Consider the following 12,839-nt stretch of genomic DNA (forward strand, 5'->3'; position numbering starts at 1 on the left):
ATAGTCCTCTTGGCATGAGCAAAGCCAAGAACGTCCTCTTCATCATGTTCGACCAATTGCGCTGGGATTACCTCAGCTGCTACGGACACCCACATCTCCATACGCCAAACATTGATAGGCTCGCTTCGAGGGGCGTGCGGTTTACCCGCGCTTACATTCAGTCCCCCATTTGTGGCAGTTCGCGCATGTCGACCTATACCGGTCGCTATGTGCATTCGCACGGCGCGTCCTGGAATAATATCCCGCTGAAAGTCGGAGAGATCACCTTGGGTGATCACTTACGAAAGGCGGGGATGGATTGCTGGCTGGTCGGCAAGACCCATATGGCTGCGGATGCCGAAGGCATGGCCCGGCTGGGATTGGAGCCCGACAGTGTGATTGGTGCGCGCGTGGCTGAATGCGGGTTTGATGTGTTCGAGCGTGACGATGGGTTGCGGGCCGAGGGACCAGATGGTTTTTACGATCCGGATGGGGCCAAGAAGTATAACGAATACCTGAAGGACAAAGGGTATGAGAGCGACAACCCCTGGCACGACTTTGCCAATTCGGGATTGGATGCGGATGGTAATGTTCTGTCCGGGTGGTTTCTGAAAAACTCGTCCGAGGCGGCCAATATTGCCGAGGAAGACAGTGAAACCCCATATCTGACCACCCGTGGGATGGAGTTCATGGATTCTCATGACGGCCCTTGGTGTTGTCATCTTAGCTATATCAAGCCGCATTGGCCTTATATTGTGCCGGAACCCTATGCATCGATGTATGGTCCCGAGCACATTCTGCCGGTGGTTCGGTCTGAGTCAGAACGCCAGAATGCGCATCCGGTACTGAAGGCATTCATGGACACGAAAATTGGCCAAACTTTCTCGCGTCAGGACGTACGCGAGGCCGTTATCCCTGCTTACATGGGCCTAATCAAGCAAGCCGATGACCAGATGGGGCGGCTGTTCGACTGGATGGAGAAAACCGGGCGGATGCAGGACACCATGATCGTGCTAACCTCGGACCACGGGGATTTTCTGGGCGATCACTGGATGGGCGAGAAGACATTTTTCCACGATGCTTCAACCAAAATGCCCCTGATCATTTACGATCCATCGTCCGAGGCTGATTCCACGCGCGGGACCACTTGTAACGCATTGGTCGAGTCCATCGATCTGGCCCCCACGTTTCTTGAGATTGCTGGCGGGGAGCCCGCAGGCCACATCCTCGAAGGGCATTCGCTGCTGCCTATTTTGCATGGTCAGGCCGATTGCACGCCACGCGATGTGGCAATCTGCGAATATGACTACTCTGCATCACCAATAGCTCAGAAACTGAATGTCTCGGTTCGGGATGCGGTCATGTTTATGGTCGCGAACGAGAAGTGGAAGTTGATCCATTGCGAGGGTGGTTATCGCCCGCTCTTGTTCGACCTTGAGAATGATCCAAATGAGCTGACCGATCTGGGTGATAGCGCAGAGCACGCGGACATCATTGCAGAAATGTATGACCACTTGTTTGCTTGGACCCGCCGTCCTTCGCAGCGTACCACTCGGTCCGAAGAGCAACTGCTAAACATGCGCGGATCGAGCGGCGGAACTGGCATCGTGATCGGCATTTATGACGAAAATGATATGCCGCTTGAGTTGACTGTGAAGTATCGCAACCGTAAGGCACGGCCCTTTGGCGACTACACGTCAGATTAATTCTGCTCTTGTAGATTCAAAAGACGGTTCAACCTTGCACGGGCAGGGGGTAGAAGATGGCGACGCCGAAATCGGAGAGCACTCATGACCGCCCCCAAACCCGTTGTTCTGTGTATCCTTGATGGTTGGGGGCTGTCCGATGACACCAAAGCCAATGCGCCATATCTGGCAAACACGCCGACCTTTGATGCCCTCGTGGCGGAAGGGCCACATGCGCAACTGATTACGCACGGGCCGGATGTGGGCCTGCCAAGCGGCCAGATGGGAAACTCCGAGGTCGGTCACACCAATATTGGGGCAGGGCGCGTGGTTGCGATGGATCTGGGCCAGATCGATCTGGCGATCGAAGACGGTTCTTTTTCCAACAATGAAGCACTGCAAGATTTTATCGCCAAGGTGAAAGCAACAGATGGCACAGCCCATCTGATGGGATTGGTCTCGGATGGCGGTGTACATGGACACCTTGATCACATTGTAGCCGCCGCTAAAGCCATCACCGATGCCGGCGTTCCAGTTGCGTTGCATGCCATCACAGACGGGCGCGATGTGGCGCCGAAATCAGCTTTAATCTACATTGCGGAGCTCGAAGACCGTTTGCCCGAAGGGGCAAAGATCGTCACGGTCTGCGGGCGATACTATGCCATGGACCGTGATAATCGCTGGGAGCGCGTTTCTGAGGCTTATGACGCGATAGTCAAGGGACAGGGGCGTACCGTGGTCTCGGCACATGAGGCTGTTGATCACGCTTATATCCAATCCGAGACAGACGAATTCATCGCACCCACGGTGGTCAACGGGTACTCGGGCATCCAGGACGGTGACGGATTTTTCTGTCTGAACTTCCGTGCCGACCGCGCCCGCGAGATACTGCGCGCAATTGGCGAACCAGGTTTTGCAGATTTTGACACTGGCCCGCGCCCGCAGTTATCGGCATTGCTTGGCATGGTCGAATACTCCGACGGCCACAATGCCTATATGACGACCGTATTTCCCAAGCGGGACATCGTGAATACTCTGGGCGAATGGGTTGCGAAACAGGGTTTGCGCCAGTTTCGGCTGGCCGAAACTGAGAAATACCCCCATGTGACCTTTTTTCTAAACGGTGGCATAGAACAACCCGAAGAGGGTGAAGATCGTTTCATGCCCAAATCGCCCAAAGTGGCGACATATGACCTGCAACCCGAAATGTCCTCGGCCGAGGTGACCAGTAAATTCGTCGAGGCGATACATGACGGATATGATCTGATCGTCACAAATTATGCCAACCCCGACATGGTCGGTCATACCGGTGATCTACAGGCTGCGATTGATGCCTGCGAGGCGGTCGACAAGGGATTGGCCCAAGTCGTAGCTGCCTTAAAGCAGGTGGGTGGCGCGATGATCGTGACCGCTGATCATGGCAATTGTGAAATGATGGTTGATCCGGCAACCGGCGGTCCGCACACCGCCCATACTTTGAACCCTGTTCCGGTTGTATTGGTTGGCGGCCCCGAAAATGCAAGCCTGCGCGATGGGCGACTGGCCGATCTGGCTCCAACGCTGCTGGAACTTATGGAACTACCAAAACCTACAGAAATGACTGGAGCAAGTCTGCTGACATGAGGATTAGACCGGTCCTCATAGCAGCGTTGATTTGGTCGACGCCTGTCATCGCGCAAACTAACCCGTCTATGGCGGCGCTAGAGGCGGCAGAGATGCTTGAGCAAGCCTCGATAGCTCTGACCGAGGCTGACAGTGCACGTGATCGGGTCAAAGCGCTGACCGAAACGCTTCAGGCGTACGAGGCTGGTCTGACCGCGATGCGTGACGGCCTGCGTCGTGCGGCCCTACGAGAAGCGCAATTGACGGCGGAACTTCAGGTGAGGGAACAGGAGGTGGCGCAGCTGCTTGGTGTTCTGCAGACTATCGAGACCACCGCGCCACCGGTACTGATGCTGCACCCCTCCGGCCCATTGGGAGCGGCTAGAACGGGTATGATGCTGTCAGAGGTTACGCCTGGCCTGAACACTCAAGCCCAGAATCTTGCAGCCGATTTGCAAGAAGTCCAAACGCTGCGCCAGCTCCAGCAGAATGCCGCCAATACCCTGACAGAAGGTCTGACTGGGGTGCAAGATGCTCGTACGAAACTGAGCGAGGCTATTGCGGACCGTACTGACCTACCGCGCCGCTTTGTCGAAGATCCCGTGCGCACCGCTATTTTGATATCTTCGACCGAAACGCTGGACGGGTTTGCCAGTGGATTGTCTGAGATTTCCGATGGCGAAATCGCGGATACAAACGCCGATATCGCGGATCAGAAAGGCCATATCGCCCTACCCACCAAAGGGGTCATTCTTCACCGATCGGGGGAAACAGATGCGGCTGGCGTTACGCGCGCCGGTCTTGTGTTGGGAACGCGGCCTCGCGCATTGGTAACGTCACCCACAGCCGCAACGATCCGCTACCGAGGACCATTGCTGGATCTGGGGAACCTAGTGATCCTTGAGCCTCAATCTGGGCTGCTCTTTGTGTTCTCGGGTTTACAAGAGGTGTATGGCAATACGGGAGAGGTGATCCCGGAAGGCACTCCAGTGGGTTTAATGCCGGGTGAAACCCCGGGAATCGGCGCTATTATGTCAACAAGCGGTGATGGCACTGGAACTGATCGGTCAGAAACGCTCTATATAGAGGTAAGAGAAGATAACAGCCCAGTGGACCCGGAATTATGGTTCCGGACGGACAAGGATGGATAAACGAGTATGAAGAAATTTGTGATCGCCGGTCTGGCCGGCACCGTGGCGGGATTAATCGCAACCACACAGATTGCAGGGCCCTTGTTAGCGCAAGAGGCCGAAAACAAGGCTGGAGTATATGAGCAGCTTGATCTGTTTGGCGATATTTTCGAACGTATCCGCGCCCAGTATGTCGAAGAAGTCGAAACCGATGAATTGATCGAAGCGGCGATTGACGGGATGCTAACCTCGCTTGATCCGCATTCCAGCTATCTGTCGCCTGATGACGCCGAACAAATGCGAGTGCAAACGCGAGGCGAATTCGGTGGTCTTGGGATCGAAGTCACGCAGGAAGAAGGCTTTGTCAAAGTTGTCTCGCCCATGGATGATACCCCGGCAGACGCGGCCGGGATCGAAGCAGGTGATTTCATTACCCATGTCGATGGCGAAAGTATTCTTGGCCTGACTCTGGATAAAGCGGTTGATTTGATGCGTGGCCCGGTAGGGTCGGAGATCGTTATCACAGTCGTGCGCGAAGGTGAGCAGGAACCCTTTGATGTTACGATCGTGCGCGACACAATCAAACTGACAGCCGTCCGCGCGCGCACTGAAGGCACCAGTGTGGTGCTGCGCGTCACAACCTTTAATGATCAGACCTTCCCAAACCTCAAGGAAGGGTTGGAAGAACAAATTGAAGAGGCGGGTGGTATCGAAAATGTAAACGGTGTCGTTTTGGATCTGAGGAATAATCCGGGTGGTTTGCTGACGCAGGCTATCAAGGTTTCAGATGCGTTTTTGAATGAAGGTGAGATCGTTTCGACCCGTGGTCGCAATCCGGAAGACGGTGAACGGTTTAACGCCACACCCGGTGACCTGACCGGTGGTAAGCCTATTGTTGTGCTGATAAACGGCGGCTCAGCGTCGGCTTCGGAAATCGTGGCTGGCGCACTGCAGGATCACCACCGTGCGATTGTGGTTGGCACTAAAAGCTTTGGAAAAGGATCAGTCCAAACGGTAATGCCAATTCGCGGCGATGGCGCGATGCGTCTAACTACATCTCGCTACTACACGCCCTCGGGTCGTTCGATTCAAGCGCTTGGCGTCAGCCCGGACATCATTGTAGAGCAACCCCGTAACCGACCCGATGAAGAGGATGAGGACGATGCAAACGCCCGCACCCGGTCTGAGGCCGATCTTCGTGGTAGCCTGAACAATGACAGCCTGAGCGAAGACGAGATTCGCCAGATTGAAGAGGACCGGGCCAAAGCTGAAGCGACAGCAGAACTTCGGGAAGAAGACTACCAGTTGGCCTATGCAATCGACATCCTCAAAGGTCTTTCGGCATTCAACCCAACCGGACCTTCGCAATAATAGTCGTGGGGCCGCAATAGGCGGCCCCACCTCCAGTTTATTCAGCTTTATTCTTCGATCTTGTGCAGTTTTTTCTCGTCCAGCATCAGGGCAAGGATAATTCCTACCGCGACCGAGAAAGTGGCGAAGACAAAGGCCATGTTCATTCCGGTGTCAAAGGCTGCGGTAATTGCAGACTTAACTTTTTCGATTTCACCCGATCCTAGTTTCTGCATTACAATTTTTGCAGATTCTGTGGTCAGCGTCCCACCTTTAATTGCCTTTTGATCGGCGTCAGACATATCAATGTCTGCAGCCGCAAGCCCAGTTTTCAGGCTTTGCAGACTGGATACATACATGACCGCAGTCGCGCAGGCGACAGATATTGCGCCGTAGACAAGATGGGTCATGAAACTCAGCCCGCCGACCAGACCGGCGCGTTCGGGCTTGACTGCGCATACAGCTGCTGTGCCTGACGGACCAACTGTCAGCGTTGCACCCAATCCAATCAGGGCCATTCCCGGTAATATCTGAAGATATCCGGCGCTGGCAGGCATTACGACCACGCTTGCTGCGCCGAGTGTCGAACAGACATATCCCTAAAAGAGCAATCGTTTGGGTCCGAAGTCATTGTAAAGCGTGCCCGAGACAATCGATCCAACGGCCAGCAGGACCGTCAGCGGGGCCAGACCCAACGCGGATTGAAAGACAGACCACCCAAGAACTTTCTGCATATATTGTGGAAAATACAACAACCCCACAAAAGCGGCGGAGACGTTGAACATGTTCAGACCCAGGGTGATCAGAAACTCTCGATTCCGCATTAACTGGGGCAGCGGCAATGGCTCCTTGACCCTCTTTTCGACCCTCGGGAACAAGAAAAACAATACAGCGGTGACAAAAAACAGCAGTATGAGAGATAGCGACGTCCAGCCCCAGTCGGCCCCTACGTCCAAGCCGTAAAGCAGTAACAATACCGCCAATGACAGGATGCCCATACCTGCAAAATCGATATGCTCCCCTTTCTTATGCTCGGTTTCACGCTCCATCAGTAGGATGGCGGTGGCCATTGAAACTCAGGAGAACACTACGTTTGCCAGGAAAAATAGCCGCCAGTCACCCAGGTTGACCACTGCGCCGCTGATCATTGGGCCGAAGACATTGCCTGTGGTAACACCGGCTAGAATTAACCCCATAACAAGCGCGCGGTGTTCCTCTTTCGCAACTTTGGTCGCACCAAATGCTAGAGTGCATGGCCAGACGCATCCTGCCCCTATCCCCTGCAGCGCGCGCGCTCCGATCAAATAGTCCAATCCGGGCGAGACAAAGCACAAAATCGACGCAAACAAGAAAATCGACAGGCCAATGATCATCATCCTACGATGGCCATACATGTCACCCAGGCGACCGCCGGCTACCATCGTCATAGCAAAAAACAGGGCGTAGATATTCAGAACCCATTGGGTGCTGGTTATGTCTGCATCAAAGCTGCTTTCAATTGCGGGCACCAGCATCAGAGCCCCGGTGAAATCGATCCCGATACCGAATGCCGTCACCATCAGGGCGATGATTTTTATGATGCTCTTTCGATCCATGGCCTCATCACTTGATGACGGTAAGCTTCAACGATGCATGGACAACGCTGAAAAGAAAGAAGTTTACCGCGCATGGCTGTTAGTGATCGCGACAAAACCGGGTCTAAGATGCCTGAGATCTGCGAAACGCGCGCTTTAACATGTCAAGTTCAGCGCGAAGTAACGCAACCTCGGCCCGCAGATCATCAGCAGCGGGAGATCCGGCAATGACGGTAAAATCACCTAACTTCTCACCGGTTATCGTGTCACGGATTAAGAAACACTGCACACCTTCGGAAACGGCGGAAGACGGTACCGGAATGCGCAAAACCCACCCCTCATCATCGGGTATCAGTTCGACACCTGGCAATTGCTCACCCAGATACTGCACTTCAACCTGAGGAGTACTTTCACTGCTCAGGTGACCTTCCCATACAGCGTTCTCAAAACGAACTGGGGTTAAGCTTGTTTGCGTCATCATGTGCCTCTAAAGATCTGCCCTGTGATGGCGGCAAAATGTCAAATCGCGTAAAACCACACGATTCATTGCAGGTTGATCAATAATCAGGTCCAGCCAGAGTTTTTCAATCCGACGTTCGTGCAATTCTAGATGTGCCAGATCGAAATCGACCGAGCATTCTGGCGTCGAAAGATCGAGCTCGCGCAGAACCTGCTCGGAGTTGGGGCCATGTTGGATGTTGAGTCGGGAAAAGACGGTTGTCGGGCGTTCGGATTCAATCACAGTGTCCACCCGCATCATGTGCTGACGAGTCAATCCAACGGCGGCATCTGGTGGAAGCTCGATGGACAACGACAGAAATGACCCTTGAAAATCAAAGATCTCTATCGCCAGGCTAAATGGTGCTAAGTCCTTTTCCCGCCGATTGCGGGTTTGCTGCAATCCAATCTCGCTCAAAGAGCAGTCGTGAAACAAGGTTACTTGCCCATCTATCTTCGCCTTACGCGGTGCGGATGCCAGTCCCTTGCGCGATGCAGGTAAACGCCAAAAATCTGGGCGCCATGACCAGTCGGTTCCCAGTGGTTTCGGCAATTGATCAGAGCCAAGCCGCGGCTGGATCAATCGATTATCAGCAATTTGGATGACCCGTTCCAGCTGTCCCCGCAATTGCCGCGCCTCATCGCGTTGACGCCTAAGCTTGGGCAAAGCCAACTGGTCGGCCAACTGCTCTGTCCGCTGAAACCGCCGGATTGTCTTGCGCAGAATATAGCGATCCAGAAATTCCCTCATCGTTCTCTCTTCCAAACCTGTCTCTCTTTAGTCAAAAGCCGTGCAATGGACAAACCTGTCCTGATTAATCACGAGCGATATTTTCTGAGATCTGAACAAGACACGCAGATCAACTGGAATTTACGGCGGCGGTACTTCACAATTCTTGCAATGGACTGGGCTGCAGCTTACCGTCGGCGTTCTGGCGAAATGACCCCAGATCAATTAAAGTCACGACGAGGCAGGGGCATGGAACCCACCCTATTTTCATTCATCTGGAAGTATTCGAAGAAACAGCAACTGGTACTGCTGTGTTTGACGGTTTTATCATTTCCGTTTCTCTATGCCTCATTGGAGCTTCCAAAGCAGATTATCAACGATGCTATTGGTGCACCAACGGACACTGTGACTGTGCTTGGTATCACTGTGAGCCAGGTGCAGTATCTGATGATTCTGTGTTTTGCCTTCCTGGCGACGGTGATCGCCAGCGGTGTCATGAAAATGCGCATCAACACTATGAAAGGCATTTTGGCCGAACGGATGTTGCGGCGTCTTCGCTTTACTCTGATCAGTCGCTCTATGCGTTTTCCCAAATCCTATTTTGCGACAACCAGTCAGGGTGAGCTGGTGTCGATGATTACTTCCGAGGCCGAGCCAATGGGCGGGCTGATGGGCGATGCGATTGCGCAGCCGGTGTTTCAGTTCGGTCAAATGATGACCATCGTCACCTTTTTGTTCATGCAAAGCGTCTGGTTCGGACTTGCCAGTATAGCACTGATCCCGCTGCAGGCCTGGCTGATCCCCAAGCTGCAACGCCAGATCAACCTGCTGAACAAAGACCGCATTCAGGAGGTTAGGCGGTTAAGCTCTGAAATCGGGGAAAGCGCTGCCGGGATAAGCGACCTGCGCACCAACGGTGGCTGGCGCTATAGACTGGCGCAGTTCAGCCATCGTCTGGGAACCTTGTTCGAGATCCGTTTCAAGATCTACAACAAAAAGTTCTTCATGAAATTCCTCAATAACCTGATCACTCAGATTACGCCCTTTTTGTTTTACTCGGTGGGCGGGTATCTGGCGATCACCGGTGAGGTGACAGTGGGCGCGCTGGTTGCCGCGCTTGGTGCCTACAAGGACCTCAGCGGCCCGTGGAAAGACCTGTTAACCTACTACAATCAGGTGCAGGATATGTCGCTGCGCTGGGAAATCGTGATCGAGCGTTTTGCGCCTTCAAACATGATACCTGAGCGGTTGTTTGATGGCGTTCCAGATACCATCCCGCATCTCACCGGGGATATCGAGTTACGAAACGTGACGGTTCGTGACGATGACGGCAAGACGATCCTCGAAGATATCGATCTGATAATTCCGAAAGGGGCCCGGATCGCCATTCAGTCCAAACACGCCTCTGAGCGTAGTGCGCTTGCGCAGCTACTGACGCGCGAGTTGCTTCCGGTTCAGGGAGAGGTCTTGATGGCCGGTCATAACCTGAGCGATCTTCATCAAGCGGTAATTGCCGCAAGGATCGGCTATGCTTACTCGCGACCGTATTTGTTTGACGGAACGCTGGGGGACAACCTCTTGATGCCATTGCGCACGCATCCTCAGCACGAACAAGATGCGCTCAGAGTGCCCTCGCGCCGCCAAATCGAGGCGGTTCGGGCAGGGAACCCTCCGGATTCCTTGTCTGATGAATGGATCGACCCAGGTCTAGCGGGTCTCGACGACATCGAAGACATTCGCGACTGGTGGTTCCAGCTTGTCGAAGCCATGGGCATCGATGAATTTATGTTTCGCCGAACGTTGCGTTCTCAATTCGATCCGAAAGTGCACCCGGCGCTGGCAGAGGAAATCGTCAATCTGCGTGATACTGTTGCGACCCGACTGCAGGAGCGAGGGTTGGACAAATATGTTTACCGGTTCGATCCTGACCAGTTCAATCCTGCTGTTCCTTTGGGTGGTAACCTGCTTTTTGCCTCTCCAACGCAGGACATAGCGCCTGACATCCTTGCAGGTGATGACCGGTTCCTATCGCTGCTCAGGGCCAATGATCTTGATGGTGATGCGCTCGGGATTGCCGAGGCTGTACTGGAAACCTTGAACCAGACTTTCGGGCGTGACGGCGCTGATCACCCGCTGTTTCTAAGGCTCGGCATGACGAAGGACATGTATCACCGTCTGCTGGATATCGAAGAGCGCCGCAAGACCAAAGGAGATGACTCTATCGGTGATCAGGAACGCGCACTTCTGCTGACCGTGCCGTTCATGCTGACAGCCGAGCAAATCGGCCCCAGCTTCCCAGAGGAATACAAGGAAAAGATCCTTTCCATCCGTCGCACTCAGGCTGAACGGTTGCGGGCTGCCATGGGGTCAATGTTTATCCCGGTGTCGCCGGACACCTATGTTCCACGCCTGACAGCCATGGAAAATGCTCTGTATGGTCGCGTCTCGATCATGGCCGGGGCTCAGGCCGAAGAGATCGAAGATCTTGTTGCCGAAGTACTGAACGAAGCTGGGCTACGCCGCAGGGCTGCCGCAATCATATATGACCTGCCGTCCGGACTGGGCGGGAACAACCTGCCAACTGTGTTTCAGGAACGCGCTGCGTTTTCACGAGCGGGAATAAAGCGACCGGATATATTGATCCTAGACAAAGCGCTGGCCAGCCATGATTCAGAGAGCCGTTTGAGAACCCGCCTGAAATTACGCGAATTGTTGCCCGATTCAGTTATGATTTTCATGGAGGATCACTTCGCCCATCCTGAAGCCTATGATTTGTTTGTGGAAATCAAAGATGGTCGAATTGACGGTGTGTCGCGTGTTGCCACAACAGGTGAGGAGGACACGTCGGATGATCTGAGCCGAAAGCTGAAGATCATTTCTTCTACCGAATTGTTTGCACGCTTGGACGGGCGCAACCAACGCCTTCTTGCCTTTTCGGCCCAATGGTACGAGGCGGCGGCAGGTCAAACCATATTTGCGCGTGGTCAGGCACCGGATGCAGCCTATTTGTGTATCTCTGGTAAGGCCAGCGTGAACTGGATCAATGAGCACGGTGAAAAACGCTCAATCTCGACGGTAGAGCCAGGGCGTCTGATCGGTGATTTGGCGATCATTACCAATGAGCCTCGCCAATTGGATCTGGTGGCTCTCACGGATTGTTCCTTCCTACGAATTGGTGCCGAAGAATTACGGGCAGTAATCGAAAGTGATGCAGGTGTGGCGGTTAGGCTCCTTGAAACGGTGGCCGGCTATCTGACCACCGTTTCTGAACGGCTGCGTAACGGTAGCACGCTGATTGGTGAAGAACCGCCTGTGGCAGATGTTGAGCGAAACGATGAACACTAGAGAACAGCCCGGCGCTTATGAGAGCCATCAACACCTGATTGAGGACGCCAGCAGGCATCCCGAGATCTGGCGTCTTTTTGCAGGCTTAGCGCTGGTAGCAGTGGTCGTGGTGACGCTCAACGCAATCTTATTTGCTACTGTCGTCAGCCTGGGCCCGCCTGGATCTGCGGCCGCCTTTCTCACGGGGTCTTCCCCGTTTGCGCTGCTTATCGTGCTAGCCAGTTTTATTTTCGCCACGCTGGGGGTCGCGCTGGGTGCAAGATTGTTTCAGCATCGATCGCTGTCCTCCATCGTCGGAAATCAGTCGATCGCCCTGCTGCAGTTCTGGCGCGTCCTACGCGCGTTGCTCATACTTGGTTTCGTGATATTGGCGTTACCGCCCTACGATCTGGGTGAACCATTGTTAGTCAACCTGGGCTGGTCCAAATGGCTTCTACTGTTACCTTTGTCCTTGGGTGCGGTTTTCATTCAGACGAGCGCCGAAGAAATTCTGTTTCGCGGCTACCTTCAACAAAGTCTCGCTGCGCGGTTTCGGTCTCCAGTTATCTGGATGGGGCTGCCGTCGATCTTGTTCGCTGCAGGTCATTATAGTCCTGCCACCGTTGGTGATAATGCGATCCTGATTTCCATCTGGGCCCTTACCTTCGGATTGCTGACCGCTGATCTGACCGCGCGGGCAGGGACACTTGGACCTGCCATTGCGCTGCATTTTTTTAACAACTTTGCCGCACTTCTGATCATTTCTCTGCCCGACAACCTTGGGGGCTTGGCCTTGTTTCACCTGCCTTACGAGGCATCCGATGCGGATGCGCTCAGACCCTGGTTGTTTGTAGACTTCGCGCTGATGGTCGTTGGGTGGCTTACCGCGCGATTGGTCCTCAGGCGCTGATTGCATTTCCGGGCATTGCGTCTTATTTGACGTCAACGCCGCAATATCAAGGTTCCC

At 54.0% G+C, this 12,839-nt stretch carries 11 protein-coding genes; 6 read left to right on the top strand and 5 right to left on the bottom strand.

From position 1 onward, the window contains the following. The first annotated feature begins 14 nt into the window (after positions 1 to 14). From ACR0JR_RS05480 to ACR0JR_RS05495, 4 genes are all read left to right on the top strand, one after another. A complete protein-coding gene (locus ACR0JR_RS05480; protein WP_480455337.1) occupies positions 15 to 1,685 on the top strand; it encodes a sulfatase-like hydrolase/transferase in 1,671 nt (556 codons plus the stop codon). Positions 1,686 to 1,769: 84 nt separating this feature from the next. Beyond that, the gene (gene gpmI, locus ACR0JR_RS05485; RefSeq protein ID WP_480455338.1) at positions 1,770 to 3,287 is read left to right on the top strand and encodes a 2,3-bisphosphoglycerate-independent phosphoglycerate mutase; all 1,518 of its coding nucleotides are present in this window, start codon (positions 1,770 to 1,772) and stop codon (positions 3,285 to 3,287) included. Beyond that, positions 3,284 to 4,417, top strand: a complete 1,134-nt coding sequence (locus ACR0JR_RS05490) for a murein hydrolase activator EnvC family protein (protein ID WP_480455339.1) — start codon at positions 3,284 to 3,286, stop codon at positions 4,415 to 4,417. The genes gpmI and ACR0JR_RS05490 overlap by 4 nt, the downstream gene beginning before the upstream one ends. A gap of 6 nt (positions 4,418 to 4,423) precedes the next feature. Then, positions 4,424 to 5,767, top strand: coding sequence for a S41 family peptidase (locus ACR0JR_RS05495; RefSeq protein WP_170545931.1), 1,344 nt, complete (start codon positions 4,424 to 4,426; stop codon positions 5,765 to 5,767). Positions 5,768 to 5,814: 47 nt separating this feature from the next. Here the strand turns inward: ACR0JR_RS05495 and ACR0JR_RS05500 are convergent, their stop codons facing one another. The 5 genes from ACR0JR_RS05500 to ACR0JR_RS05520 all read right to left on the bottom strand — a co-directional run bounded on the left by ACR0JR_RS05500 (position 5,815) and on the right by ACR0JR_RS05520 (position 8,569). Further along, positions 5,815 to 6,264 carry a hypothetical protein gene (locus tag ACR0JR_RS05500; RefSeq protein WP_480455340.1) on the bottom strand — a complete coding sequence of 150 codons (450 nt, stop codon included), beginning with the start codon at positions 6,262 to 6,264 and terminating at the stop codon, positions 5,815 to 5,817. Positions 6,265 to 6,345: 81 nt separating this feature from the next. Further along, on the bottom strand, positions 6,346 to 6,816 hold the full coding sequence (locus ACR0JR_RS05505; RefSeq protein ID WP_480455341.1) for an MFS transporter: 471 nt from the start codon (positions 6,814 to 6,816) through the stop codon (positions 6,346 to 6,348). A gap of 6 nt (positions 6,817 to 6,822) precedes the next feature. After that, on the bottom strand, positions 6,823 to 7,341 hold the full coding sequence (locus ACR0JR_RS05510) for an MFS transporter (protein WP_480455342.1): 519 nt from the start codon (positions 7,339 to 7,341) through the stop codon (positions 6,823 to 6,825). 103 nt (positions 7,342 to 7,444) lie between these two features. Then, entirely contained in the window at positions 7,445 to 7,798 is a 354-nt protein-coding gene (locus ACR0JR_RS05515) for a hypothetical protein (protein ID WP_170780387.1), read from the bottom strand. Between the two features lie 9 nt (positions 7,799 to 7,807). Further along, positions 7,808 to 8,569, bottom strand: coding sequence for a DUF6478 family protein (locus ACR0JR_RS05520; protein WP_480455343.1), 762 nt, complete (start codon positions 8,567 to 8,569; stop codon positions 7,808 to 7,810). Between the two features lie 228 nt (positions 8,570 to 8,797). Here ACR0JR_RS05520 and ACR0JR_RS05525 point away from each other — a divergent pair, with 228 nt between their 5' ends. After that, complete coding sequence (locus tag ACR0JR_RS05525; RefSeq protein WP_480455344.1) at positions 8,798 to 11,893, top strand: ABC transporter transmembrane domain-containing protein; 3,096 nt, start codon at positions 8,798 to 8,800, stop codon at positions 11,891 to 11,893. Further along, positions 11,883 to 12,782 (top strand): CPBP family intramembrane glutamic endopeptidase, encoded by a 900-nt coding sequence (locus ACR0JR_RS05530; protein WP_480455345.1) that lies wholly within the window; start codon positions 11,883 to 11,885, stop codon positions 12,780 to 12,782. The genes ACR0JR_RS05525 and ACR0JR_RS05530 overlap by 11 nt, the downstream gene beginning before the upstream one ends. Positions 12,783 to 12,839 lie beyond the last annotated feature (57 nt).

The sequence above is a fragment of the Ruegeria sp. AA3 genome (genome assembly GCF_056542905.1).

Bases quoted from the DNA above. Each gene is read 5' to 3' on its own strand.
- ACR0JR_RS05525 (WP_480455344.1), top strand. From the start codon at position 8,798: ATGGAACCCACCCTATTTTCATTCATCTGGAAGTATTCGAAGAAACAG.
- ACR0JR_RS05490 (WP_480455339.1), top strand. From the start codon at position 3,284: ATGAGGATTAGACCGGTCCTCATAGCAGCGTTGATTTGGTCGACGCCT.
- ACR0JR_RS05495 (WP_170545931.1), top strand. From the start codon at position 4,424: ATGAAGAAATTTGTGATCGCCGGTCTGGCCGGCACCGTGGCGGGATTA.
- ACR0JR_RS05530 (WP_480455345.1), top strand. From the start codon at position 11,883: ATGAACACTAGAGAACAGCCCGGCGCTTATGAGAGCCATCAACACCTG.
- ACR0JR_RS05510 (WP_480455342.1), bottom strand. From the start codon at position 7,341: ATGGATCGAAAGAGCATCATAAAAATCATCGCCCTGATGGTGACGGCA.
- ACR0JR_RS05515 (WP_170780387.1), bottom strand. From the start codon at position 7,798: ATGACGCAAACAAGCTTAACCCCAGTTCGTTTTGAGAACGCTGTATGG.
- ACR0JR_RS05480 (WP_480455337.1), top strand. From the start codon at position 15: ATGAGCAAAGCCAAGAACGTCCTCTTCATCATGTTCGACCAATTGCGC.
- ACR0JR_RS05500 (WP_480455340.1), bottom strand. From the start codon at position 6,264: ATGGCCCTGATTGGATTGGGTGCAACGCTGACAGTTGGTCCGTCAGGC.
- ACR0JR_RS05520 (WP_480455343.1), bottom strand. From the start codon at position 8,569: ATGAGGGAATTTCTGGATCGCTATATTCTGCGCAAGACAATCCGGCGG.
- gpmI (WP_480455338.1), top strand. From the start codon at position 1,770: ATGACCGCCCCCAAACCCGTTGTTCTGTGTATCCTTGATGGTTGGGGG.
- ACR0JR_RS05505 (WP_480455341.1), bottom strand. From the start codon at position 6,816: ATGGCCACCGCCATCCTACTGATGGAGCGTGAAACCGAGCATAAGAAA.